This is a genomic window from Pseudomonas sp. B21-047 (genome assembly GCF_024748775.1).
GTDB lineage: Bacteria > Pseudomonadota > Gammaproteobacteria > Pseudomonadales > Pseudomonadaceae > Aquipseudomonas > Aquipseudomonas capeferrum.
The window spans coordinates 1,507,127-1,532,029 of sequence record NZ_CP087169.1 but is presented as its reverse complement, the minus strand read 5'-3'; the positions used below and the strand labels follow the sequence as shown (position 1 = coordinate 1,532,029).

22 protein-coding genes, 5 tRNA genes and 1 pseudogene are annotated in these 24,903 nt (G+C 62.2%); 12 read left to right on the top strand and 16 right to left on the bottom strand.

Translation table 11 applies throughout. From position 1 onward, the window contains the following. The first annotated feature begins 104 nt into the window (after nt 1-104). Both LOY26_RS07070 and LOY26_RS07065 read left to right on the top strand, forming a co-directional pair. Nucleotides 105-2,300, top strand: coding sequence for an autotransporter outer membrane beta-barrel domain-containing protein (locus LOY26_RS07070; RefSeq protein WP_186653706.1), 2,196 nt, complete (start codon nt 105-107; stop codon nt 2,298-2,300). A gap of 71 nt (nt 2,301-2,371) precedes the next feature. Continuing rightward, nucleotides 2,372-3,874 (top strand): hypothetical protein, encoded by a 1,503-nt coding sequence (locus tag LOY26_RS07065; RefSeq protein WP_186653696.1) that lies wholly within the window; start codon nt 2,372-2,374, stop codon nt 3,872-3,874. Nucleotides 3,875-3,928: 54 nt separating this feature from the next. Here LOY26_RS07065 and LOY26_RS07060 read toward each other — a convergent pair. The 5 genes from LOY26_RS07060 to LOY26_RS07040 all read right to left on the bottom strand — a co-directional run bounded on the left by LOY26_RS07060 (nt 3,929) and on the right by LOY26_RS07040 (nt 4,490). Continuing rightward, nucleotides 3,929-4,004 (bottom strand) — tRNA-Gly (locus LOY26_RS07060). Between the two features lie 84 nt (nt 4,005-4,088). After that, a tRNA-Gly gene (locus LOY26_RS07055) sits at nt 4,089-4,164 on the bottom strand. A gap of 3 nt (nt 4,165-4,167) precedes the next feature. Continuing rightward, nucleotides 4,168-4,243 (bottom strand) — tRNA-Glu (locus LOY26_RS07050). 92 nt (nt 4,244-4,335) lie between these two features. Beyond that, a tRNA-Gly gene (locus LOY26_RS07045) sits at nt 4,336-4,411 on the bottom strand. Between the two features lie 3 nt (nt 4,412-4,414). Next, nucleotides 4,415-4,490 (bottom strand) — tRNA-Glu (locus LOY26_RS07040). A gap of 354 nt (nt 4,491-4,844) precedes the next feature. Between LOY26_RS07040 and LOY26_RS07035 the strand changes: the two genes are divergently transcribed. After that, nucleotides 4,845-5,612 (top strand): hypothetical protein, encoded by a 768-nt coding sequence (locus LOY26_RS07035; RefSeq protein ID WP_033700600.1) that lies wholly within the window; start codon nt 4,845-4,847, stop codon nt 5,610-5,612. Nucleotides 5,613-5,661: 49 nt separating this feature from the next. Here LOY26_RS07035 and LOY26_RS07030 read toward each other — a convergent pair whose 3' ends face one another. Both LOY26_RS07030 and LOY26_RS07025 read right to left on the bottom strand, forming a co-directional pair. Continuing rightward, the gene (locus tag LOY26_RS07030; protein ID WP_186663044.1) at nt 5,662-6,144 is read right to left on the bottom strand and encodes a GAF domain-containing protein; all 483 of its coding nucleotides are present in this window, start codon (nt 6,142-6,144) and stop codon (nt 5,662-5,664) included. Continuing rightward, nucleotides 6,145-7,032, bottom strand: coding sequence for an ATP-binding protein (locus LOY26_RS07025; RefSeq protein WP_033700604.1), 888 nt, complete (start codon nt 7,030-7,032; stop codon nt 6,145-6,147). Nucleotides 7,033-7,095: 63 nt separating this feature from the next. On the opposite strand from LOY26_RS07025, the gene LOY26_RS07020 reads away from it, so the two are divergent. Continuing rightward, nucleotides 7,096-9,453, top strand: coding sequence for a response regulator (locus tag LOY26_RS07020; RefSeq protein ID WP_258714519.1), 2,358 nt, complete (start codon nt 7,096-7,098; stop codon nt 9,451-9,453). Here the strand turns inward: LOY26_RS07020 and LOY26_RS07015 are convergent. Next, nucleotides 9,443-9,931: a glutathione peroxidase gene (locus LOY26_RS07015; protein WP_186659397.1), complete on the bottom strand. Its 489-nt coding sequence runs from the start codon at nt 9,929-9,931 to the stop codon at nt 9,443-9,445. The two genes, LOY26_RS07020 and LOY26_RS07015, sit on opposite strands and share 11 nt — an antisense overlap. Before the next feature lie 13 nt (nt 9,932-9,944). Beyond that, the gene (gene msrB, locus LOY26_RS07010; RefSeq protein WP_033700607.1) at nt 9,945-10,340 is read right to left on the bottom strand and encodes a peptide-methionine (R)-S-oxide reductase MsrB; all 396 of its coding nucleotides are present in this window, start codon (nt 10,338-10,340) and stop codon (nt 9,945-9,947) included. Between the two features lie 167 nt (nt 10,341-10,507). Between msrB and LOY26_RS07005 the strand changes: the two genes are divergently transcribed. Both LOY26_RS07005 and htpX read left to right on the top strand, forming a co-directional pair. Beyond that, the gene (locus LOY26_RS07005; protein ID WP_033700608.1) at nt 10,508-11,719 is read left to right on the top strand and encodes a pyridoxal phosphate-dependent aminotransferase; all 1,212 of its coding nucleotides are present in this window, start codon (nt 10,508-10,510) and stop codon (nt 11,717-11,719) included. Between the two features lie 308 nt (nt 11,720-12,027). Then, on the top strand, nt 12,028-12,915 hold the full coding sequence (gene htpX / locus LOY26_RS07000) for a protease HtpX (RefSeq protein ID WP_016715101.1): 888 nt from the start codon (nt 12,028-12,030) through the stop codon (nt 12,913-12,915). Between the two features lie 59 nt (nt 12,916-12,974). Here the strand turns inward: htpX and LOY26_RS06995 are convergent, their stop codons facing one another. After that, entirely contained in the window at nt 12,975-13,625 is a 651-nt protein-coding gene (locus LOY26_RS06995) for a thiopurine S-methyltransferase (protein ID WP_186663042.1), read from the bottom strand. A 111-nt stretch (nt 13,626-13,736) separates the two neighbouring features. On the opposite strand from LOY26_RS06995, the gene LOY26_RS06990 reads away from it, so the two are divergent. Next, a complete protein-coding gene (locus LOY26_RS06990; RefSeq protein ID WP_186663041.1) occupies nt 13,737-14,504 on the top strand; it encodes a class III extradiol ring-cleavage dioxygenase in 768 nt (255 codons plus the stop codon). Nucleotides 14,505-14,657: 153 nt separating this feature from the next. Here LOY26_RS06990 and LOY26_RS06985 read toward each other — a convergent pair. Both LOY26_RS06985 and LOY26_RS06980 read right to left on the bottom strand, forming a co-directional pair. Next, a pseudogene (locus tag LOY26_RS06985) lies at nt 14,658-16,374 on the bottom strand (DEAD/DEAH box helicase). Nucleotides 16,375-16,672: 298 nt separating this feature from the next. Then, nucleotides 16,673-17,428 (bottom strand): spermidine synthase, encoded by a 756-nt coding sequence (locus LOY26_RS06980; RefSeq protein WP_186659396.1) that lies wholly within the window; start codon nt 17,426-17,428, stop codon nt 16,673-16,675. A gap of 116 nt (nt 17,429-17,544) precedes the next feature. On the opposite strand from LOY26_RS06980, the gene LOY26_RS06975 reads away from it, so the two are divergent. After that, nucleotides 17,545-18,891, top strand: coding sequence for a class II 3-deoxy-7-phosphoheptulonate synthase (locus LOY26_RS06975; protein WP_033700615.1), 1,347 nt, complete (start codon nt 17,545-17,547; stop codon nt 18,889-18,891). Nucleotides 18,892-18,904: 13 nt separating this feature from the next. On the opposite strand, the gene LOY26_RS06970 is transcribed toward LOY26_RS06975, so the two are convergent. Continuing rightward, a complete protein-coding gene (locus tag LOY26_RS06970; RefSeq protein ID WP_033700617.1) occupies nt 18,905-19,123 on the bottom strand; it encodes a DUF1127 domain-containing protein in 219 nt (72 codons plus the stop codon). Between the two features lie 96 nt (nt 19,124-19,219). Here LOY26_RS06970 and LOY26_RS06965 point away from each other — a divergent pair, with 96 nt between their 5' ends. Next, nucleotides 19,220-20,071, top strand: a complete 852-nt coding sequence (locus tag LOY26_RS06965; protein ID WP_186659394.1) for a LysR substrate-binding domain-containing protein — start codon at nt 19,220-19,222, stop codon at nt 20,069-20,071. A gap of 87 nt (nt 20,072-20,158) precedes the next feature. Here LOY26_RS06965 and LOY26_RS06960 read toward each other — a convergent pair whose 3' ends face one another. Next, on the bottom strand, nt 20,159-20,908 hold the full coding sequence (locus tag LOY26_RS06960; RefSeq protein WP_258714518.1) for a sulfite exporter TauE/SafE family protein: 750 nt from the start codon (nt 20,906-20,908) through the stop codon (nt 20,159-20,161). A gap of 113 nt (nt 20,909-21,021) precedes the next feature. On the opposite strand from LOY26_RS06960, the gene LOY26_RS06955 reads away from it, so the two are divergent. The 3 genes from LOY26_RS06955 to LOY26_RS06945 all read left to right on the top strand — a co-directional run bounded on the left by LOY26_RS06955 (nt 21,022) and on the right by LOY26_RS06945 (nt 23,058). Beyond that, entirely contained in the window at nt 21,022-21,978 is a 957-nt protein-coding gene (locus LOY26_RS06955) for a LysR family transcriptional regulator (protein ID WP_033700619.1), read from the top strand. Nucleotides 21,979-22,032: 54 nt separating this feature from the next. Further along, nucleotides 22,033-22,488 carry a MarR family winged helix-turn-helix transcriptional regulator gene (locus LOY26_RS06950; RefSeq protein WP_033700620.1) on the top strand — a complete coding sequence of 152 codons (456 nt, stop codon included), beginning with the start codon at nt 22,033-22,035 and terminating at the stop codon, nt 22,486-22,488. Nucleotides 22,489-22,629: 141 nt separating this feature from the next. Continuing rightward, nucleotides 22,630-23,058 (top strand): organic hydroperoxide resistance protein, encoded by a 429-nt coding sequence (locus LOY26_RS06945; RefSeq protein ID WP_033700621.1) that lies wholly within the window; start codon nt 22,630-22,632, stop codon nt 23,056-23,058. 57 nt (nt 23,059-23,115) lie between these two features. On the opposite strand, the gene LOY26_RS06940 is transcribed toward LOY26_RS06945, so the two are convergent. Together LOY26_RS06940 and earP are read right to left on the bottom strand one after the other, a co-directional pair. Further along, nucleotides 23,116-23,688: an elongation factor P gene (locus LOY26_RS06940; protein ID WP_033700622.1), complete on the bottom strand. Its 573-nt coding sequence runs from the start codon at nt 23,686-23,688 to the stop codon at nt 23,116-23,118. Between the two features lie 48 nt (nt 23,689-23,736). Then, nucleotides 23,737-24,870 (bottom strand): elongation factor P maturation arginine rhamnosyltransferase EarP, encoded by a 1,134-nt coding sequence (earP, locus tag LOY26_RS06935; RefSeq protein WP_258714517.1) that lies wholly within the window; start codon nt 24,868-24,870, stop codon nt 23,737-23,739. Nucleotides 24,871-24,903: the final 33 nt, after the last annotated feature.

Here is a 24,903-nt window from a genome sequence, read left to right as displayed (position 1 = left end):
GATAATTCCTACATATCAAGATAACTTATAACTTTAAGCTGAACATCCAAGCCTCACATACTTCACAACCCTTCGAGGCTGAGACAATTATAGGATGGTATTCCATGTCGAATCCCACTACGTTCAAGTTAAAGTTACTCACGGTATTTATTAACACAGCCGTTGCCGTCCCTTTAGGGCTGGTAGCCACTCCTGTTGTAGCCCAGCAAAACATTGTTGACGATACGCTGATCGACGCGAGCAGCGCGCTGGACAACTACCGTGTCTTCTCACCCGCAACCCTGACCGCGAATAACGCGCACGTGCTGTATATTGACGTCGAGGCAGGCGGCTCACTTGTGATGAGTGATTCCCGCGTCGAGCCCGGCAGCCGAAGCTCGATTGGCCTCACGCTCAGTAACGCCAATGCAATCGTGCAGCGCTCCCTTGTCAGCAGCAGCGGCCGCGCCTTGATTGCCAACCAGGGCGCTCGCGCAAGTATCAGCGACAGTACCCTCGTGGGCGGTTTGCGCGGGGCGCAGATCAACCAGTCCACAGTGCAGCTCGAACGCAGCCAACTGCGCGGCATCGCGGCCAATGGGTTTGGCGCCGAACTGTTCGACGGCACCCTGATCGCCCGCGACCAGAGCGTGGTCAGCGGTGGCAGGAATGGGGTATGGGTACGCGATGGCTCGGGCCTGACAGATGGCAAAGCCACACTGGTCCTCGACAACAGCCGCGTCGAGGGCCTCGACGGCTCGGCGATCCGGGTCGGGCGCGGCGAAGGACGCGTTGCAGCAGCACAAATTGACGTGCTCAACGGCTCCAGCCTCGGCGCCAGCAACGGCGTATTGCTGGAAGTGGCCGATGCCGCCAGCGCCGCTCTGCGCGTCAACGACAGCCACCTGGTCGGCGATATCGTGGTGGCCGAAGGCGGCGCTGCCAACGTCACCCTGGAAAACACTGCCACCCTGGTCGGCCGCCTGGAGAATGTCGCGAACCTGGCCATCGACAGCGGCGCCGAATGGACGATGGTTGGCAATGGGCAGGTAGGCGACCTGGCCATGAACGGCGGCACCGTGCGCTTCGGCTCGCCGGGTGAGTTCCTCACGCTGAAACTGGACAACCTGCAAGGCAACGGCACCTTCGCCATGGAAGCGGACTTCGCCAATGGCCAGGCTGACTTCCTTGAAATCAGCGGCCAGGCCACGGGTGATCACAACCTGCTGATCACCGCCAGTGGCAATGAAGTGCTCGGCGAAAGCGACCTGCACATGGTGCACGCCGCCAGTGGCGATGCGCGCTTCTCGCTCGAAGGTGGCCCGGTGGACCTGGGTGCCTACTCCTATGACCTGGTGCAAAAGGGTGCGGGCAACGACTGGTACCTCGACCTGGCTACACGTGCTGTGAGCCCGGGCACGCAATCGGTAATGGCGCTGTTCAACACGGCGCCGACCATCTGGTATGGCGAGCTCACCACCCTGCGGGGGCGCATGGGCGAAGTACGTCGCGACGGCGCCAAAGCCGGAGCTTGGGTACGCACCTACGGTAACCAGTTCAATGTCGCGAACGGTTCTGGCGCGACGTACCAGCAAACCCAGCAAGGCTTTTCGTTCGGTGCCGATACGCCATTGGCTGCCGGCGACGGCAACTGGCTGGTCGGCGTTACCGCAGGTTACAGCAAGTCCGACCTGAATCTGGCGCGCGGCTCCTCGGCCACGGTCGACAGCTACCATGTCGGCGCCTACACCACCTGGTTCGATCCGCAGAGCGGCTGGTATTTCGACGGTGTGGCGCGGATCAACCGCTTCGACAATGACTCTGACGTTCGCCTTAGCGACGGTAAGAAAACCGAGGGCGACTACCAGAACCTGGGCGTGGGCGCGTCTCTCGAGGTCGGCCGACACATGCGCCTGGCCGACGGCTACTTCATCGAACCCTTCGCCCAGGTCGCAGGGCTGGTAGTTCAGGGCAAAGACTACACCCTCGACAATGGCATGCGCGCCGAAGGCGGCGCTGCCCACTCGCTGCAAGGCAAGGTCGGCACTCTGGTCGGTCGCACGTTCGAGCTGGCCGACGGCGGCATGATTCAACCCTATGCCCGCGTCGCCGCCGTGCACGAATTTGCCGACGACAACCAGGTCAAGGTCAACGGCAACCGGTTCAACAACAACCTGGCAGGCTCGCGCGGTGAAGTAGGCGTCGGGGTCGCAGCGGCCTGGACCGACAAGTGGAGCGGGCACGCCGAGTTCGACTACAGCAACGGCGAGAAACTGGAGCAGCCCTGGGGCGTCAACTTAGGGGTGCGATACAACTGGTGACAGACATGAGGGAAGGCCGCGCAGGCCTTCCCTTTTTTGTTCGAGCGCGGTAACCGAATGGAGAACAGACCATGCCCAAAGCGAAAACACCCAATACGCCTGCGGAAAAGGCCCAGGCTACCGCGCGACGCCTCTCCCCCGCCGACATGGCCGAGGTTGTGTATTACCTGGAGCCTAGGGTGCCGGCATTGCTCCCTGATGCCCCCGGCATGCCCAGCAACCTCCTGCCCTTTGCGGCCACGTCCTTGCCGCTCGACGTCGAGATCGAGATGTGGGGCATTTCCGAGCCCAGTGAAGACGACCCCGAGTACCTGAGGTTCTACTGGAACAACGAATGCATACTTGAAAGCGTCTTTACCGAGCCGGTGCAACCTCATGAACGGCTTATCAGGGTGCCAGTACAGCACATGACCCATGGCACCCATGAACTGCACTACGAGGTGCAGATATTCAATGGCAGCGTCACGCCTTCGCTTGCCTTGACGATCACCATCGACAACCAGCCGCCCCGACTGCCTGAGGCCAACGAGATCATCTTCCCGGACGAGGTCATGCTCGGTGGCGTCACCGACCGCTACCTCCATGAAAACGACGATCAGTTGCTGGGCGAGGTGCCGGCCTACCAGGACAGGCAGGTTGGCGACACGCTGTATTGGTACTGGAGCGACACGCCCAACGGCAGAGAGCAGGTCGATGCCCGCGAACTGCTGGACCTGGACAACCCACTGGTGCTGGCTATCCCTGGTGATTTCATTCGGCAATTCAGCAACGGCGTGTGCTATGCGCGCTACGAAGTGCAAGACCGTGCTGGCACTGCCATCCAGTATTCACTGGCGCAAAGCCTGCAGACCACTGCCACGCCGGCCGAGCGCATTCTGCTACCCCCGCGCATCCTCGAAGCCGATGGCGCAACACACACCAGCACCTTGTTGCCGCGCAACACACTCGACTATGTGACATTCACGCTGCCAAGCAGCGTGATCGTTGGCGATGACGAAGAAGTGACTGTGTACTGGGGCGAACCAGGCACCCCCGGCGCATACCAGACCAGCACACCCGCCGAACCAGACGTGCAGGCGTATCACATCCCGTGGCAGTACGTCGCCCATGGCATGGGCAAGACAATCCCCTTGGACTACACCTTGAAGGACTACAAAGGCGAAAACCACATCTCGCAGACCCACCGCTTGCGCATCACCACCCTGACCGGGCTGCCGATCATCCAGTGCCTGGAGATCCGCGGCAACCTGCTGGTGCTGGATACCCTGGGCGACAGCGCCACGTTCACCCTGCAGTCGTGGCGCTTCATGGCGGCGTCCCAGTATGTGACGGTGTGGCTCGAAGGGGTAAAACTGGGCGATATCAGGGAGCGGGTCACCCTCCCAATAGTCACCGAAATGCCTGTACCCGATGAGCGACCGGTGATCGATGTCGGGTCGGTGAGCAAAACGGCCCTGCAGGGGCTGGAGCGCGGCTACCAGTTCGTGGTCAAGGTACAGGTCAGCTTCGACGACAAGCAGAGCTGGATACCTTTCCCACTGATCAGCGCCACCCTGGTCGATCAATTGCCCTGAGCCCCGAACGGGACAAAAAAAAACGCCACTCAAAAGAGTGGCGTTTTTCATGTTTGGAGCGGGAAACGAGACTCGAACTCGCGACCCCGACCTTGGCAAGGTCGTGCTCTACCAACTGAGCTATTCCCGCATTGTGAAGCTTTACCGCTACCGGCGTGAACGCCCTGAAGACCTTCACCACCACTGTACCGCATAGACGCCACAGTATTTAAACTGGAGCGGGAAACGAGACTCGAACTCGCGACCCCGACCTTGGCAAGGTCGTGCTCTACCAACTGAGCTATTCCCGCAAATGGCGTCCCCTAGGGGACTCGAACCCCTGTTACCGCCGTGAAAGGGCGGTGTCCTAGGCCACTAGACGAAGGGGACACACAACACTTTTCAGTGCGCCAGGTATTGAACCTCACGATTCAGCCTGGGCTTTCTTTTCCTGCCCCGCCGTTAAGCGTTGCCGGAGAAACTGGAGCGGGAAACGAGACTCGAACTCGCGACCCCGACCTTGGCAAGGTCGTGCTCTACCAACTGAGCTATTCCCGCAAATGGCGTCCCCTAGGGGACTCGAACCCCTGTTACCGCCGTGAAAGGGCGGTGTCCTAGGCCACTAGACGAAGGGGACACGCTGCAAGCATTTACATGCTGCTTTCACTTCCTGCCGCGTTCCGCTGTGTGCTTTACGCTGCAAGTGGCGCGCATTCTATGGATGCGACGGGGAGCCGTCAACCCCTTTGTAGAAATTTATTTAAATCAATGACTTCGGTCCATCTGAGTGCCCCTGCCAAGGAGTACCCGAGGTTTGGCGTTGATTTTCTGACGGCACCTCGGCAAGCTCGGTATCAATGTGCCGGCATCCGGTAGCGCTATTGTAGTTATAGGGCACGTGGCCGATATAAAAAGAGATTTGCCTGCCAGGGCCTCTCGCGGGCAAGCCTGCTCCTACACTGATGCATAACTTCTTCATGAGGCATTAACGGTGACACCACTTCTGATCACCCTGCTCATCGTGGCGGGTATCGCGTTACTGATCGTGATCGGCTACCTCAACAATGTAGTCGAAAACAGCAAGCTCGAACGCGCGCGGCTGAAAGTCGAGCTGGCCGATCGCTTGCGTCGCTGTGGCGAAATCACCGAGACCTTTCCCGGCCAGTTCATGACCCCGGCGCTCAAACTGCTGCTGACCCGCCTGGAGCTGAACCTCAACCAGCGTCAGCTGGCGGTGGACAAGCACAACGCCGAGCTCAAGGCGCGAATTGCCGAACTCGAAGGCCTGATTGCCCTGGGCGAAAAGATCCCGGTGAACAACCCCCCCAACCCGATCCAGGCCGAGGCCAAGGCCAAGGACGTGCGTTTTCTGCTTGAAGCGTTGCACAACCAGGTAGCCCGCGCCGCCCAGGAAGGCTTCCTGCCCGCCAGCGAGGCCAAGCAATGGGTCAAGGAAGTCCGTCATATCCTGGTGCTGTTGCACATCGAGTTCTTCAACAACCTTGGCCAGCAGGCCCTGCAGAAGGGCCAGCCGGGCCAGGCGCGCCTGGCTTTCGAGCGTGGTGTGCAGTACCTGCGCAAGCAGCCGGAGCCGAAAGTGTATGAAGAGCAGTTGACCTACCTGGAGAAACTGCTGGCCCGCGCCAATGCGCAGGTGCTGGACCAGATGGAGCCGGCACAGAACGAGCAAAATGAATTGAATGAAGGTCTCAAGACCGATGAGGAAGAGACCTGGAAGAAAAAAGCAATGTACGACTGATTCGGTAATCCTGTACCGCTCCCACAGGGGCCGGTACAGGCAAACACACTCAGCAGTCGGTCAATTCCAGGAAGATCGCCACCAGGCGCTCCACACCTTGCTGATCACCCTCACTGAAACGCCCAAGCTTCGGGCTGTCCAGGTCCAGCACGCCAATCAACCGCCCCTCTTTCACCAACGGGATCACCAGCTCGCTGTTGGACGCACTGTCACAGGCAATGTGCCCCGGGAACGCGTGCACATCCTCGATCCGCTGGGTTTGCCGCGTAGCCGCCGCTGCACCGCACACACCCTTGCCGAACGGAATCCGCACACAGGCCACCTGCCCCTGGAACGGCCCGAGCACCAGCTCATCGTTACGGTTGAGGTAGAACCCCGCCCAGTTCAGGTCATCCACCTGGTTATACAAGAACGCCGAAAACTGCGCGGCGTTGGCGATGAAGTCACGCTCGTCGGCAAACAGCGCCTGCACTTGCGCAGCCAGCAGGCGGTAGCCGTCAAGGCCGGTACCACTGGCATTGAGGTCGATCATTTATTTCTGCTCCAGCAATTGCAGCCCGACCCAGTAGCGGGCGAACTGATAGGCACAACGGCCATTACGGTTGCCGCGGCCGGTGGCCCAACGCACGGCGAGGATGTCCAAGGCTTCGTCACGCTGCCAACTCAGCCCGGCAGGGCGCGCCAACTGGCCGATCCAGTGTTCGACCACGTTGAGGAAGTGGTCTTGGGTGAAGGGGTAGAACGACAGCCACAGGCCAAAACGGTCAGACAAGGCGATCTTGTCTTCCACCGCCTCGCTGGGGTGGAGCTCGCCATCGACCCGCTTCCAGTTCTCGTTGTCGCTCTCTTTCTCGGGCACCAGGTGGCGGCGGTTGGAGGTGGCGTACAACAGGACATTGTCCGGAGCCTGCTCCAGCGAGCCGTCGAGCACGCTCTTGAGCACCCGGTAGTCGCCCTCACCGGCTTCGAACGACAGGTCGTCGCAGAACAGGATGAAGCGTTGCGGCAGTTTCTGCAGTTGCTCGACTACCCGCGGCAGGTCGGCCAAATGGTCACGTTCGATTTCGATCAGGCGCAGGCCGGCACCTGCGTGCTCGGCCAGCAGGGCGCGCACCAGCGACGACTTGCCGGTGCCGCGCGAGCCCCACAGCAGCGCGTGGTTGGCCGGCAGGCCGTTGATGAACTGGTGGGTGTTACGGCCCAACTGGTCACGCTGCTGGTCGACACCAATCAGGTCGGACAGGCGAATGTCCAGGCTGACTTCCAGCGGCATCAGGTAACCGCTGCGGCCATCGCGCTGCCAGCGGGCGGCCAGAGTGGTGTGCCAGTCGATGTCCGGGCGCAGTGCCGGCAACAGGGGTTCGAGGCGCGCCAATACCGATTCGGCGCGGTCCAGGAAAGCAATCAAGCGGGCGTCCATGACGACTCCTACACATTCAGATTCGGGGCGGCAATAGCCGCCAGCAGCCGGGGTTGATCGGCTATGCTTGCGCAGCGCAAGGGACGAGAAACCGGCTCGGGACTCATGGATATAAAGTTCACCAATCGCCTGTCATACAAGCAAGCCCGGTTGACAGTCCTGGTCGGCTTCATCCTGGGAACATTGCTCAGTCTCATCCAGATCGGCATCGATTATGCCAGCGAAGACGCGTCCATCAACCGCGAAGTGCGTGCACTGCTGCAAATCAGCCACAACCCGGCTTCACGCATCGCCTACAACATCGATGCGGAACTGGCCCTGGAGCTGACCCGCGGCCTGCTGCAATCGCCGGCGGTGGTCCGCGCGCGGCTGATCGACAACAACGACACCGTGCTGGCCGACGTCGAGCGCTCGCGCCTGGAAGACCGCTACCGGCCGCTGAGCGACTTTCTGTTCGGCGAACAGCGCCAGCTGCAGGACCGCCTGTTCCTTGCCCACATGCCCGAAGAATACCTTGGCACCCTGTACCTGGATGTCGACACTTATGCCTTCGGCAGCCGCTTCCTCGACCGCGCCGGCGTCACCCTGCTCACCGGTTTTGCCCGCAGCCTGGTGCTGACCGGCATTCTGCTGGCGCTGTTCTACATGATGCTGACCAAGCCGCTGGTGAACGTGATCGGTGCGCTCAGCGCCAGCGACCCGCGCAAGCCACGGCAAACCCGGCTGGAATGCCCCCACGGCCACGAGCACGATGAAATCGGCGTGCTGGTCAAGGTCGCCAACCAGCAGTTCGTCAGCATGGCCACCGAGATCGAGCAGCGGCGCACCGCCGAGAACCGCCTGACCCAGTACCTCAACGAGCTGGAAGACATCGTTTCGGCGCGCACCGACCAGCTCAAGGCCAGCAACAGCAGCCTGAGCCAGTCCAATCAAGAGCTCGAAGAAGCCCGCCGTCGCGCCCTCGACATGGCCCAGGCGCGGGCGGCCTTCCTGGCCAACATGAGCCATGAGATCCGCACCCCGCTCAACGGCATGCTCGGCATGATCGCACTGGCCCTGGACAGCCCGCTGCCCAACGAGCAGCGCCAGCAGATGACCATCGCCCACGACTCAGGCAAGGTGCTGGTGGAGCTGCTCAACGATATTCTCGACCTGTCCAAGTTCGATGCCGGCCAGCTGGAACTGGAGCGTATCGCCTTCGACATGGGCTCGATGGTCGAGGACACCGCCAACCTGCTGTCACAGAACACCGCACAAAGCGTCGAACTGACCTGCCTGATCGCCCGCGACTTCCCCAGCAGCGTGCTCGGCGACCCGACACGGGTGCGCCAGGTGGTCAGCAACTTGTTGTCCAACGCGCTCAAGTTCACCCGTTTCGGCCGCGTCGACATACGTTTGGCAAAGATCGTCGGCGGTGTGCGCCTGGAGGTGCGCGATACAGGCATAGGCATCCCGGAAGAGGCCCAGGCGCGGATCTTTCAGCCGTTCACCCAGGCAGGCGCCGGCATTACCCGCCAGTACGGCGGCACCGGCCTGGGCCTGGCCCTGACGCGCAACCTGTGCAAGGCCATGCACGGCCATCTGCATATTCAGTCCGAGCCGGGCTTTGGCAGCCGGTTCAGCGCAGAGTTGCCGCTGACCGCCCACACCGAGGCTATCCCGCCCGCGCCGCTGCAGGGGCGTGTGGTGGCCTTGAGCAATGCTGGAAGCGGGCTGCATGAACTGTTGCAAGACCTGTTACCCGCCTGGGGCCTGGCGTACCAGCGCCATGACAGCAACGCAGGCCTGGATGCCACGCAGATCGACCTGCTGATCACCGATGACCTGGAGCATCTGTTCGAGCTGCGCCCGGCGATGAAAACGCCGCTCCTGCTGGTGACCGCCTATGGTAATTTCCTCTCCAGCGAGCAGTCCGTCAGCCTGGCGCCTTTGCATCAACTGGCCCGGCCACTGGCCCGCAACGCCCTGTACCAGACCCTGCGGCGCACCCTTCAAGGCCATGAGCCCGAGCACCCGCTGGCAAACCCGAGCACGGCTGTGGAACAAGGCCGCGCGCGGATTCTGCTGGTGGAGGACAACCCGGTGAACCAGCTGGTGGCCAAGGGCATGCTGGCCAAGCTCGGCTGCCAGGTGCAAGTGGCCAGCCAGGGTGCCGAGGCCTTGGAATGCCTGGAGCAGGACGAGTTCGACCTGGTGCTGATGGATTGCAACATGCCGGTGATGGATGGCTACGAAGCCAGCCGACGCATTCGCCAGAGCGGCCGCTGGCCTGAGCTGCCGATCGTCGCGCTGACCGCCAATGCCATGCCCGAGGAGCGTGAGCGCTGCCGCGCCGCAGGCATGAACGACTACCTGGCCAAGCCGTTTCGCCGCGAAGAGCTACTGGCACTGGTCGATCACTGGGTGCCCGTCAGCGGCTGAGCAGGCGCTCGATATCCGCTTCCAGGGCCTGCGGCTTGGTGGTCGGCGCATAGCGCGTGACCTGGCCGCTGGCCGGGTCGAGCAGGAACTTGGTGAAGTTCCACTTGATCTTCTGGCTGCCCAGCAGGCCCGGGGCACGTTGCTTGAGCTCGACGAACAGCGGGTGCGCACCGGGCCCGTTGACCTCGACCTTGCGAAACAACGGGAAGCTCACGCCAAAATTGCGCTCGCAGAACTGCGCGATTTCCCTCGCTTCGCCCGGCTCCTGCTTGCCGAACTGGTTGCAGGGAAAGCCCAGTACCACCAGGCCACGCTCGCGATAGTGCTGCCACAGCTGCTCCAGGCCCTTGTATTGAGGGGTGAAGCCGCACTGGCTGGCGGTGTTGACCACCAGCAGGGCCTTGCCTGGGAAGTCACCGAGTTTCTTGTACTCGCCGCTCAATGTCACGCAGGGGATATCCAGCATCGATCCAGCCATGTTCGGGCTCCGGTCAGTCGCGCGGTTGCAGGTCGATGCACACCGAGTTGATGCAGTAACGCAGGCCGGTCGGCGGTGGGCCGTCGGGGAACACGTGGCCCAGGTGGGCATCACAGCGGGCGCAGGTGACTTCGGTGCGGATCATGCCGTGGGTAGTGTCGCGGATTTCGATCATCGCGCGGTCTTCGATCGGCGCGTAGAAGCTCGGCCAGCCGCAGCCGGAATCGAACTTGGTCTGGGCATCGAACAGCGGCAGGTTGCAGCAGATGCAGTGGTAGATGCCGTCGCGGCGCTCGCTGTTGTACTTGCCACTGAACGGGCGCTCGGTACCTTTCAGGCGGCACACCTGGTACTGCTCGGGGTCGAGCATCGACTGCCATTGTTCAAGTGTCTTGTCGATCTTTTGCATGTAGGGACCTCGGCAGGCTTAATTTCACCCCGCGCCGTCTTTTCCGTAACGCGGGTGGCACGTATATTAGTTGGCTTCGTGTGCCAGGCGTTCAGTCTGGCACCCGCGCCCTGCCCTTTCAAACCTTTCGACGGGGCGTTGCGCGTATTCTCAACCGGGACCCCATCATGCAGTTCAGCAAATCGAACAAGCTCGCCAATGTCTGCTACGACATTCGCGGCCCAGTGCTCAAGCACGCCAAACGCCTGGAGGAGGAAGGCCACCGCATCCTCAAGCTGAACATCGGCAACCCGGCGCCGTTTGGCTTCGAGGCGCCGGACGAAATCCTTCAGGATGTGATCCGCAACCTGCCCACCGCGCAGGGCTACAGCGACTCCAAGGGGTTGTTCAGCGCGCGCAAGGCGGTGATGCAGTACTGCCAGCAAAAAGAAATCGAAGGCGTCACCATCGAGGACATCTACCTGGGCAACGGTGTGTCCGAGCTGATCGTCATGTCGATGCAGGCACTGCTCAATAACGGCGACGAAGTGCTGATTCCGGCCCCGGACTACCCACTGTGGACCGCTGCGGTGAGCCTGGCTGGCGGCAAGCCGGTGCACTACCTGTGCGACGAGCAGGCCGACTGGTTCCCTGACCTTGAGGACATCAAGGCCAAGATCACGCCGAACACCAAGGCCCTGGTGATCATCAACCCGAACAACCCGACCGGCGCGGTTTACTCCAAAGAGCTGCTGCTGGGCATGCTGGAGCTGGCACGCCAGCACAACCTGGTGGTGTTCTCCGACGAGATCTACGACAAGATCCTCTACGACGAAGCCGTGCACATCAGCACCGCCTCGCTGGCGCCAGACCTGCTGTGCCTGACCTTCAACGGTCTGTCCAAGTCGTACCGGGTGGCGGGCTTCCGCTCCGGCTGGCTGATCATTTCCGGGCCTAAACACCACGCCCAGAGCTACATCGAAGGCATCGACATGCTGGCCAACATGCGCCTGTGCGCCAACGTGCCGGCCCAGCACGCCATCCAGACCGCCCTGGGCGGCTACCAGAGCATCAATGACCTGGTTCTGCCACAAGGCCGCCTGCTGGAGCAGCGCAACCGCACTTACGAGCTGCTCAATTCGATCCCCGGCGTGAGCTGCGTGAAGCCGATGGGCGCGCTGTATGCGTTCCCGAAGATCGACCCGAAAGTGTGCCCGATTCACAACGACGAGAAGTTCGTGCTCGACCTGCTGCTGTCAGAGAAGCTGCTGATCGTACAGGGCACGGCGTTCAACTGGCCGTGGCCGGACCACTTCCGTGTGGTGACCTTGCCACGGGTAGATGACCTGGAGCAGGCAATCGGGCGGATCGGGAACTTCCTAAAGGGTTATTCGCAGTAAATTCCGGCGCGTTCCGGGGCAAGCACGCTCCCACAGATGCAACCCCGTACCTGAGGGTTGTGGAATTACTGTGGGAGCGGCGGTGCGGCGATCCGACTTGCCCCGCGAATGGGCTGCAAAGCAGCCCCCGCAATCCCATATGATGTCTCTTACATCCTGCAACGCTCTGCCTCACAGCCCTAGCCTTTTCCTCTGCCATACTCCGCCGTACACAGTTTGAAATAGTCGCCCGATTGAATCGGCACGGCTTGCCCCTTATATACCCCGCAGTAAGCAACACACTCATCCGTCAGGAGAACGTAACAACCATGATGCGCATTCTGTTGTTTGTAGCCACCAACCTCGCGGTGGTGCTGGTTGCAAGCATTACCCTGAGCCTGTTCGGTTTCAACGGGTTCATGGCCGCCAACGGGGTCGACCTCAACCTCAGCAGCCTGCTGGTGTTCTGCGCCGTGTTCGGTTTTGCCGGCTCCCTCGTCTCGCTGTTCATCTCCAAGTGGATGGCGAAGATGAGCACCGGTACCCAGATCATCTCCCAGCCGCGCACCCGCCACGAGCAGTGGCTGTTGCAAACGGTCGAAGAGCTGTCGCGCGAGGCCGGCATCAAGATGCCCGAGGTGGGTATCTTCCCCGCGTACGAGGCCAATGCCTTTGCCACCGGCTGGAACCGTAACGACGCCCTAGTGGCCGTGTCCCAGGGCCTGCTCGAGCGCTTCTCGCCCGATGAGGTGCGTGCGGTGCTGGCCCACGAAATCGGCCACGTGGCCAACGGTGACATGGTCACCCTGGCACTGGTGCAGGGCGTGGTGAACACCTTCGTGATGTTCTTCGCCCGCATCATCGGCAACTTCGTCGACAAGGTCATCTTCAAGAACGAAGAAGGCCAGGGCATCGCCTACTACGTGGCGACCATCGTTGCCGAATTGATCCTGGGCATCCTGGCCAGCATGATCGTCATGTGGTTCTCGCGCCGCCGCGAGTACCGCGCCGACGAAGCCGGTGCGCAACTGGCCGGCACGGCCGCGATGATCGGCGCCCTGCAGCGCTTGCGCGTGGAGCAAGGCCTGCCGGTGCACATGCCGGACACCATGAAGGCCTTTGGCATCAATGGCGGCCTCAAGCACGGCCTGGCAGGCCTGCTGATGAGCCACCCGCCACTGGAAGACCGCATCGAGGCGCTGCGTCGCCGCGGTTGAGCCACCCGCTAAAAACAAAGGGCGACTTCGGTCGCCCTTTTTTTTACACGGCTACCCCATCAGAGCTGTATGCGATACACCCGCTCAAGCAGGCTCGTCGCACCCGCCTGAACGAACTTTTCGCTCTGCTCGATAATTTCCACGGCTTCCAGCGCCTGCACCTCGCCACACGCAAACCCCTGCCGAACCTCAGCGTCCGCCACTGAAAACGGCGGGCCGGGCAACAGCGCCTGGTCATAACCCAGCGTCACCAACAGCCCTTGACTACCCGACGGCAACCCTTCAGCCAGCAACTGCATGTACCGCAAGCGCATCTCGGGCGGCAAGGCAATCAACGCCGCGCGGTCATAGAACCCCGCGCAATCGGCCAGGTCCTGCACCTGCAAGGCAAAGAAATCGCCGCACCACACTTCTACCCCGCCACTGCGCCAAACCTCGAAGTCGCCCCTGTGCAGCACCTCGGGCTCAAGCCTGTGCTCACGGAAAAAGCCCTCTACCGCCCGCCGCGACAGCTCCACGCCCAGCACGCGATAGCCCTGCCCTGCCAACCAGGCCAGGTCCAGGCTCTTACCGCACAACGGCACCAGCACTTGGCTGCCAGGCGCCAACGCCAGCGCTGGCCAGTGCGCCTGCAAGTAGGGATTGACCTGCGCTTGATGGAAGCCGATCTGGTTGTCGGCCCACCGCTTGTGCCAGAACGCTGGCTCCATGACTGCTCCTATACTGATCGAGCGCTTCGATAGAAAGCGCAGAAAACTTGGTTTGGATTTCGATCGGTAACTGATCGAAGATGACAGCATCTTAACCCTCAGGACCTCACCATGCTGCCCAGCCTGTTCATTTCCCATGGTTCCCCCATGCTGGCCCTGCACCCGGGCGCCAGCGGGCCGGCGCTGACCGGGCTGGCCAATGCCTTGGCGCAGCCCAAGGCAATCGTGGTGGTGTCGGCGCACTGGGAAAGCCGCGAGCTGGTGGTGACCGGCAGCAAGCAGCCCGAGACCTGGCACGACTTCCACGGCTTCCCCCCGGCGCTGTACGCCGTGCAGTACCCAGCACCCGGCGAGCCTGCACTGGCCGAACAGGTGTGTGCGTTACTGGGCGCTGCTGGCCTGCCAGCACGTACCGATACGCACCGCCTCTTCGACCATGGCGCCTGGGTACCGCTGAGCTTGATGTACCCGAGCGCCAACATCCCAGTGATTCAGGTTTCGCTGCCCAGCCAACAGGGGCCTGCCTTGCAGTTACAGGTCGGCCAGGCGCTGGCCGAGATGCGCCAGCAGGGCGTGCTGCTGATTGGTTCGGGCAGTATCACTCACAACCTCGGCGAGTTGGACTGGCATGCCGGGCCGGACGCGATCGAGCCTTGGGCGTTGGCGTTTCGGGATTGGGTAGTGCAGCGGCTGGCCGAGGATGACCGTGCGGCGTTACTGGATTACCGACGCCAGGCGCCGTTTGCAGTGCGTAACCACCCCAGCGATGAGCATTTGTTGCCGCTGTTTTTTGCGCTGGGGGCTGGGGGCGGGTTCGGCGTGGTGCACCAGGGGTTCACCTTGGGCGCACTGGGGATGGATATCTATCGGTTCGACTGACGAGCCTCTTCGCGGGACAAGCCCGCACCCACAGATGGATAGTGCTTTCAAGCCCAATGCCATACCTGTGGGAGCGGGCTTGCCCCGCGAAGCAGCCGGCACAGGCAAAAAAAATCCCCAGCGCATGCCGGGGATTTTTTTATTACGCCAGGATCAATCCTCGCGGTAGCGACGCAGCTTCAGCTGCTTGCCAGCCACACGGGTATCCTTGAGCTTGGTCAGCAAACGCTCCAGGCCGTCTTCCGGCAGCTCGACCAGGCTGAAGCTGTCGCGTACCTGGATACGGCCGATAGCGTCACGGGCCAGGCCGCCTTCGTTGAGGATCGCACCCAACAGGTTCTTGGCAGCGATGCCGTCACGGGCACCCAGGGCAGTACGGCAACGCACGCGGCCTTCGGCCAGCGGCATTGGCGCGCGACGCTCACGGTCACCGCGGTCACCACGGTCACTGCGCTCGGCACGTTCACCGGTACGCTCACGCGGAGCACCAACGCCCGGTACCAGCGGCTGTTCACGCTCTACCGCAGCCAGGTCCAGCGCCTGACCATTGGTTGCTTTGCGCAGCAAGGCCGAAGCCAGGGCACGCGGGCTGCAACCCAGGTCGGCGGTCAGACGGTCGAGCAGGTCGCCATGAGTGGCTTCCGATTCGGCCACCAGCGGCGCCAGGCTCGAGGTCAGCTTCTTGATGCGTGCATCCAGAACGGCCTGGCCATTGGGCAGGCGAGCTTCGGCAACCTTCTGCCCGGTAACACGCTCGATCACCTGCAGCATGCGGCGCTCACGCGGGGTTACCAGCAGCAGCGCACGGCCTTCGCGACCGGCACGGCCAGTACGGCCGATACGGTGTACGTAGGACTCTGGGTCGTACGGCATGTCAACGTTGAACACGTGAGTGATGCGCGGTACGTCCAGGCCACGGGCAGCAACGTCGGTAGCGACGACGATGTCCAGGCGGCCATCCTTGAGCGAGTCGATGACGCGCTCACGCTGGTTCTGGGCGATGTCACCGTTCAGCGCAGCAGCCTTGTAGCCTTTGGCTTCCAGCGCGGCGGCCAGGTCCAGGGTGGCTTGCTTGGTACGCACGAAGGCGATCAGCGCGTCGAACTCTTCGACTTCCAGCAGACGCAGCACAGCCGGGATCTTCTGATCGGCATGCACCATCAGGTGAGCCTGGTCGATCGCGGTAACGGTCTGGGTCTTGCTCTGGATCTTGACGTGCTTGGGTTCACGCAGGTGACGCTCGGCGATCGAACGGATCGACGACGGCAGGGTTGCGGAGAACAGTACGGTCTGACGGCTGGCCGGGATGGCATCGAAGATCACTTCGAGGTCGTCCATGAAGCCCAGCTTGAGCATCTCGTCGGCTTCGTCCAGTACCAGGTACTGTACGGTCGACAGGACTTTTTCGTCACGACGCAGGTGGTCGCACAGACGGCCCGGGGTAGCAACGACGATTTGTGCGCCGTTACGGATGGCACGCAGCTGTGGGCCCATCGGGGCACCACCGTAAACAGCGACCACGTTAACGCCCGGCATCTGCTTGGCGTAGGTTTCGAAAGCGGTAGCAACTTGCAGCGCCAACTCACGGGTTGGCGCCAGGATCAGGGCTTGCGGTTCGCGCTTGCTCACGTCGATCTTGTTGAGGATCGGCAGGGCGAAGGCAGCGGTCTTGCCGGTGCCAGTCTGCGCCTGGCCGATCATGTCGTGACCGGCGAGGATGATCGGGATCGACTGATGCTGGATGGCGGACGGCTCTTCATAGCCGGTAGCCAGCACAGCAGCAACAATATTCGGATTGAGTTCGAGAGCGGCGAATCCGCCGGTTTCCTGGGTCATGGGTCTGCCTCTAGGTGCATCCGCAAAGACCCATGCTCCAAAGCTGCACATGCCTTGAAAGACCAGAAGGTCACCCAGGCAGCTTTGGCGGCGGGGATTTGCGAAAACGATTGAAAAAGAAAAACTTGGGAAGGTCCGCCTAGCGGACGAACAGCCGAAGCTGGACTCGGAGGATTTGCACCACCTGATTTTGAGGTCCGCTAAAAGACCGGCGCGTACTATACCCGAATTAACGGGTTACGTGAGGAAAATTTTCGGGGGCAAGGGCCAGTATCGCGCCATCAGCCAACCGCAGGCTGAATCGATTCCCGCCTACCCTACGCTACCGGCCCTCAGGTCGCCGGCCGGATCTCACGGATCAGGCTGGCCAGGCTATAGCCCAACTGCGGCGCCAGCGCCTCGGCCCGCGCCCGCAAACCGTCCAGGTCCAGCATCTGTTCCAAGTCCGCCGGCACCAGCAGGATCACATTACCCTCCTTCACCGGCAGCTCCCAGTAATGGCGGTGGTACAACCCGCGCAACAGCGCCGCGCCCAGCGGCTTGCCGTCATCGCTGGCCCATTGGTTGATCACCAGCCAACCGCCTGGGTTGAGCTGCTTCTGGCAGTTTTCCAGGAATGTCCAGGCCAAGTGCCCGACACCCGGGCCGTGGTCGGTATAGAGATCGACGAAAACCAGGTCGGCCTTTTCGGCGCTGGGCAGCAGTTCGAGGGCATCTCCCACCCGCACGTAAAGGCGCGGGTCATCGTCCAGGCCCAGGTATTCCATAGCCAGGCGCGGCACGTCCGCGCGCAGCTCGATGGCCTCGATGTCCTCCAACGGCAGGAACTTCATGCACGCCTGCGTCAGCGTACCCGCGCCAAGGCCCAGAAACAGCGCACTCTCTGGCTGCTCGTGGCACAGCGCACCGACCAGCATGGCGCGGGTGTAGTCATATTCCAGCCAGCTCGGGTCGGCGGTGAACACGCAGCTCTGCTCGATGGCATCGCCGAATTCGAGAAAACGGTAGTCGTCCACCTCGTACACGCTGATGACGCCAAAGGCATCTTCGACCCGTGCCAGTAGCCGCTCTTCCCGTTCCGCCGTCATGTTCGCCACTCGCCCGTGCAAAAACGCGCATTGTCCGCCAACACCCCCGATGCAACAAGCACGACGGCAGCTGTTACCATGGCCAAAAGCCTATAACCGACAACATCGAGCCCGAGATGAACGCACCGTGGAGCCCTGACAGCTGGCGTGCCCTGCCGATCCAGCAGCAACCGACCTACCCCGACGCCGCGCACTTGCTCAAGGTCGAGCAGACCCTGGCCAGCTACCCGCCACTGGTGTTCGCAGGCGAGGCCCGCGAGCTGCGCCGGCAGTTCGCCGAGGTGACCGAAGGCCGCGCCTTCCTGCTGCAGGGCGGCGACTGCGCCGAGAGCTTTGCCGAGTTTTCGGCGGCGAAGATCCGCGACACCTTCAAGGTGCTGCTGCAGATGGCCATTGTCATGACCTTTGCTGCCGGCTGCCCGGTGGTCAAGGTCGGGCGCATGGCCGGGCAATTTGCCAAGCCACGCTCCTCGGGCGACGAAACCATTGGCAACGTCACCCTGCCCGCCTATCGTGGCGACATCGTCAACGGCATCGGTTTCGACGAAAAAAGCCGCATCCCCGACCCGGACCGCCTGCTGCAGGCCTACCACCAGGCCACCGCCAGCCTCAACCTGTTACGCGCCTTTGCCCAGGGCGGCTTTGCCGACCTGCACCAGGTGCACAAATGGAACCTGGACTTCATCGCCAACTCGGCGCTGGCCGACAAGTACCATCAGCTGGCCAACCGCATCGACGAGACCCTGGCCTTCATGCGGGCCTGCGGGCTGGACAGCGCGCCGCAACTGCGCGAGACCAGCTTCTTCACCGCCCACGAAGCGTTGCTGCTCAATTATGAGGAAGCGTTCGTGCGTCAGGACAGCCTGACCGGCGACTACTACGACTGCTCGGCGCACATGCTGTGGATCGGCGACCGCACGCGCCAGCTCGATGGCGCCCATGTGGAGTTCCTGCGTGGCGTGCATAACCCGATCGGGGTCAAGGTTGGCCCAAGCATGAACCCCGAGGAGTTGATCCGCCTGATCGACACCCTCAACCCAAGCAATGACCCTGGCCGCCTGAACCTGATCGTGCGCATGGGGGCCAACAAGGTTGGCGACCATCTGCCAGGGCTGATCCGCACCGTCGAGCGCGAAGGCCGCAAGGTGCTGTGGAGCTCCGACCCGATGCACGGCAACACCATCAAGGCCAGCAGCGGCTACAAGACTCGCGACTTTGCGCAGATTCTCGATGAGGTGAAGCAGTTCTTCCAGGTGCACCAGGCCGAAGGCAGCCATGCCGGCGGTATCCATATCGAAATGACCGGGCAGAACGTCACCGAGTGCATCGGTGGTGCCCGGCCGATTACCGAGGATGGCTTGTCGGACCGCTACCATACCCATTGCGATCCGCGGATGAACGCCGACCAGTCGTTGGAATTGGCGTTTCTGATTGCCGAAACCCTCAAGCAGGTTCGGCGCTGAGGTTCGGGCGCCGTCATTTACGCAGCGGATCATCCCAGAAATGCCGTTCGGCCTCTTGCTGGATATCCGCCCGGCTCAACCCCAGATCGTGCAATGTCGCATCGCTGAGCCGGGCCAGTTCCCGACGCTGACGGTACAGCTCGAGCCAGCGCGCCGGGCGCTGCAGCGCTGCATGCCACAGGTGGTTCAGTGAGACGACCGGTTGCTGAATGCTGCTGACATGACCTTTCATCGTGAAGCCCTCCGTGTTGATGGCTCCAGTCTCACGCCGGGCTTAAGATCAATCCAACGAATGTTTCTGATGCCATGCATCTCGGAGATTGATGCTATGTCCCAGTATCAAAGCCTCGATGCCGACGTGTTGCGCACTTTCGTCGCCATTGCCGAACAAGGCGGCTTCACGCGCGCCGGCGAGGTGGTCAACCGCACCCAGTCGGCGGTGAGCATGCAGATGAAACGCCTGGAGGAAGATATCCTGCAGCGCCAGCTGTTCGAGCGCGATGGTCGCCAGGTGCGCCTTACCGCCGAGGGGCAGGTACTGCTCGGCTACGCCAGGCGCATCCTCAAGCTGCACGGGGAAGTGTTCAATACCTTGCGCATGCCGCACATGGTCGGGGTAGTGCGCATCGGCACGCCGGACGACTACGCCATGCGCTTTCTGCCGACCATCCTGTCGAGTTTTGCCCAGGCCTACCCGCTGGTGCAGGTGGAGGTGCATTGCGACTCGTCGAAGCAGTTGATGCTGCGCCAGGACCTGGACCTGACCATCGTCACCCGCGAGCCGGGCAACGAAGTTGGCCAGTTGCTGCGCCAGGAGCGCCTGGTGTGGGCTGCGGCCGAAGGGTTTTGCCCACAGGAGCAACGGCCCATGCCGGTGGCGCTGTTCAATACCGACTGCTTTTGCCGCGCCTGGACCTGCAATGCGCTGGAGGCACAGGGCATCGACTACCGCATTGCCTATACCAGCCCCAGCCTGGCGGCGATCTTTGCCATCGTCACGGCCGGGCTGGCAGTAACGGCGCAGTTGCAGAGCCTGGTGGGCGGCAATATCCGGATTCTCGGCGATAACGATGGGTTGCCGCAGTTACCGGTGGCCAATGTGATGTTGGTGCGCAGTACGCAGAACCCTTCGCCGATCACCGATTGCATGGCCGACTACATCGTCGAAGGCTTCAAGTAGGAGCGGCCTTGCGTCGCGAAAGGGCCGCACCGCGGCCCCCAAAGCTCAAAGCTCAAAGCTCAAAGCTCAAAGCTCAAAGCTCAAAGCTCAAAGCTCAAACCCCAGCATCACCGCACACACCACCAGAAACACACAAAACATCGCCCGCAACACTTTCTCTGGCAAGGCATGCGCCAACCTCACGCCCCAGCTGATGCTGAGCAACCCACCCACCGCCAAGGGTATTCCCACCGCCCAATCGACACTCTGGTGCACGCCATACGTCAGCAGAGTCACCGCCGTACTGGGCGCCGCCAATGCCAGCGAGAGCCCTTGCGCCACCACCTGCGTGGTGCCGAACACACTGGTCAGTATCGGCGTCGCAACCACCGCGCCCCCCACCCCGAACAGCCCACCCATGGTTCCGGCAAAGCTGCCCAGCACCCCCAGCCATGGCCAGGCATAGCGCATTTCAGGGCTTGGCGGCGCAACCCTCAAGAACAACCGCGCCACGTTCCAGATGGCCAGCGCCACCAGAAAACCGACAAACCCCAGGCGCATGGCCTGGGCATCGATGCCCACCGCCCAGATCGAACCCAGCCAGGCGAACAGCAAACTGCACAACGCCAACGGCAGCGCATGGCGCAGTTCGATGCGATTGCGCTGGTGGTAGCGCCACAGCGCCAGCAACACATTCGGTACCACCATGACCAACGCAGTGCCCTGCGCCAGTTGTTGGTCCAGCCCGAACAACACGCCCAGCGCCGGGATGGCAATCAGCCCACCGCCGATGCCGAACAAACCGCCCATGGTGCCCAGGGCTGCGCCCAGCACGCTATACAACAACCACTCGATCATCAGGGCCTCTTGTGCCGTTCTTTAGCAATGGGCGCATGCTACCGAGTCGGGGCTGGTGGGGAAACGCACAGCAGCGCACAATGGCTGTGCGTTTTCTGCAAAGCCGAGCCGCCATGAGCCCTGACATCCTTACCGACCAACTCAGCCTGTTCCTCGATGTGCTGGAAACCGGCAGTTTTTCCGCCGCCGCTCGGCGCCACCCGCTGACGCCCTCGGCCGTGGCCCGGCGCATCGACAACCTGGAAAACGCGGTGGGCAGCCGCCTGTTCACCCGCAGCACTCACGCGGTGCGTGCCACACCGGCAGGCAATGCCTTTGCCGAGCGCGCACGGCGTATCATCGAGGAACTACGCCTGGCCCGCGCCGAAGCCGTGTCATTGAGCAGCGCCCCGGAAGGCTTGATCCGCATCGACGCCCCCGCCGCGTTCGGCCGCCGCCACCTGGCCCCGGCCATCGCCGACTTTCTGGTGGCGTACCCGGGGCTGGACGTGCACCTGCGCCTGATCGACAGCTTCGTCGACCTGCACGGCAGCCACCTGGGCGAGGTCGACCTGGTGTTGCGCGCAGGTCCCCTGGCCGACACCCGCCTGGTGGCCACGCCGCTGGCGTACATGGTGCGCATCGCCTGCGCCAGCCCAGCCTACTTGGCCAGCCGTGGCGTACCGGCGTGCCCCAGCGAACTGCCTGAACATGACGGCCTGGACTGGGACGGCCTGGCACCGCCTTTCGCCTGGCGCTTCAACGTGGCGGGCCAGGCCCGACTGTATCGGCCAACACGCATGCGCATGGCCGCCAACAACGCCGAAACCTTGCTGTTTGGCGCCTTGGCCGGTTTAGGCGTCGCCCACCTGCCCACCTGGCTGATCAGCGAATACCTGCTGCGCGGCGAACTGATTGCGCTGTTCTGCGACGGCGGCCTGCCGGCAGCCGAGAGCAGCGGTATTTATGCGCTGCGCCTTGCACATGAAACGAACTCTCGCAGCCGTTTGCTGCTCGAATTTCTCAAGAGCCGTTTCAGCCCCATTCCACCCTGGGACCTGGCGCTGCGCAGTGAACTGCGCTGGCAGTGAACGCACTGATGATCAGCGTGCTAGATTTTCCCATTGATGATTCCAAGGACCTGCATGAACGCCGACACCCAAGCCTCCTGTGACGAGCTGCTGCTGGACAACCAGGTCTGCTTCGCCCTGCATTCAACCTCGTTGCTGATGACCAAGGTCTACAAACCGCTGCTGCAGGCGCTGGGCCTGACCTACCCGCAATACTTGGCGATGCTGGTGCTATGGGAGCGGGACGGCCTGACCGTGGGCGAGATCAGCCAGCACCTGCTCACCGACCCTGGCTCGCTGACCCCGCTGCTCAAGCGCCTGGAAAGCGAAGGCCTGCTCAAGCGCACCCGCAGCCGCGAGGACGAACGGGTGGTATTGGTGCAGTTGACCGACAAGGGCCGCGACCTGCAGCAACAGGCCAAACAGGTGCCACCGTGCATCCTCAAGGCCAGCGGGCGCAGCTTGCAGCGCCTGCAACAGCTGCAAGCCGACCTGCTGGACCTGCGCGAAAACCTGCAGAAAAACCTCTGAGCGCTATGCTGTGAGATGGCCGTTCGGATGAGCGGTGAATATTTATCTTGCGCGCAAACTAATTGCGCGCTAATTTAAATCCCACACCCACCCAGCGCCACCTCACCCCAGGTCGCGCACAGCACGTTAGCGAGGCTCAAGATGCAAAAGGTCACTCCGCTGTACATCGCCGAAGCCACCTCCACCGGCGGGCGCGACGGCAAATCCCGCTCCAGCGACGGCAAGCTGGAGGTCAAGCTGAGCACCCCCAAGGAATTGGGCGGCGCGGGGGGTGAAGGCACCAACCCAGAGCAGATGTTCGCTGCCGGCTACTCGGCCTGCTTCATCGGTGCCCTGAAGTTTGTTGCCGGGCAAGAGAAGAAAGCCCTGCCAGCAGATGCCTCGATCACTGCCAAGGTGGGCATTGGCCAGATTGAGGGTGGTTTCGGCCTGGACATCGACCTGCACATCAACCTGCCAGGCCTGGCCCAGGCCGATGCCGAAGGGCTGGTGGAGAAGGCGCACAAGGTCTGCCCTTACTCCAATGCCACCCGCGGCAATGTGGATGTAAGGCTGCATGTGACGGTCTGAACACAGGTATAAAAAAACCCGGCCGAGGCCGGGTTTTTTGCTGCATCTCAAGAACACTTACTTCTTGGCGCGGCCTTTGTACGAACCGCCTTCGCGGGTATCGATCTCGATCAGGTCGCCGATTTCGATGAAGTCAGCAACGCTGAGCTCAGTACCGTTCTTCAGCTTGGCAGGTTTCATGACCTTGCCCGAAGTGTCGCCGCGAGCGGAACCTTCGGTGTAGTCAACCTGGCGCACGATGGTGGTCGGCAGTTCTACCGACACCAGGCGGCCTTCGAAGAAGACGGCTTCGCAGATGTCTTCCATGCCTTCTTCGATGAACGGCAGAACGGCTTCGATATCCTCGGCGTTCAGCTCGTACATGGAATAGTCGGTGGTGTCCATGAAGGTGTACGTGTCACCGCTGATGAACGACAGGGTCGCTTCTTTGCGATCCAGGATCACATCGTCCAGCTTGTCGTCCGCACCGTATACGGTTTCGGTCTTGTAGCCGGTCAGCAGGTTCTTCAGCTTGGTCTTCATGATCGCGCTGTTACGGCCCGATTTGGTGAACTCAGCTTTTTGCACCAGCCACGGGTCGTTGTCGATCCGCAGTACGGTACCGGGTTTCAGTTCTTTACCAGTTTTCATTGCGAAGTATCCGAATCTGGATGGATTTATAAAAATCGAGGCCGCATATCATAGCCAATTTCGGTAAAACTGTACCAGCGCCATGGCAAGGTCTGGCCGAGTGGCCTGACGGGCCGCCCAATCACGGGCATGCTGTTGCAGTTCTGGCCAGTGTTGCTGGGCCGCTTGCCACGCCTGGCCGACGTCACGGTCCATGTTCCAGGCACGCCACAATGCCACCAGGGCGGCAGAGGCATCGGCTGACAGGCCGTGTCGATAATGCTCAAGGAACGCTTCGAGCTTTTCCCAATGGGCGTTCTCGTCCTGCACGTAGATGTGCCACAGCATCGGGCGCCCGGCCCATTGCGCGCGCACGAACGAGTCTTCGCCGCGCACGGCATTGAAATCGCAGCTCCACAGCAACCGATCATAATCGTCCTGGCTGACGAACGGCAAAATCTGCACGGTCAGCGCCCCACGGACGCGCACATCGCCCACCTCCAGCCGGACCAGGCCCAACCAGCTGCCGACGTCAGCCAGAATGCGCCCTTGCGGCACCAGCAGGTGGGTCGGCTGGCTATCTGCCGCCAACGCATCCAGCCAATTGCCCAGCTGGGTGTTTTCATAGGCGAACAGCGAGATCAGCCGCGCCTGCACCTCGGGGTACACACCAAGCCGTTGCAAGAACGCCTGGCGGGCCTCGGCGGACTGTTCGAAGGCCTGGCGCCGCGCCAGCAGCGTGGCCTCGCGCAACAGGCCGCCGGTCTTCTCGGTAAAGCCGGGGAAGAAGAACACCTTGCGCAAGCCGTTGGCCTGGGGGGACGGCAAGCCGTGGCAGCCTTCCACCCAGTGCTCGGCGCTGAGGTATTCGAGGTTCAGCCACAGCGGCGGCTTCGCCCGGGCGCGCATGGCCTCGACATAGTGCGCCGGCAACTGGCAGGCGAAGGCGCCGATCACCACATCTGCGGGCTCAATCGGCACCCATTCGGCCGGCCACTGGCGCACATCGACGCCCTGCTGCCACTGCTGCAACGCTGCGGCATCGGCCCCGGGGCACATCGGCACGAAGGCATTCAGGTCGTCCACCCACAGGCGCACTGCGATTTCGTGCTCGTCCACCAGTTGCCGCGCCAGGCGCCAGGTCACGCCGATATCGCCATAATTGTCGACGACGGTGCAAAAGATGTCCCAGGTGGCCTTCATGTGCCCTCCCCCTCATGGTGCGGAAAACCGCGG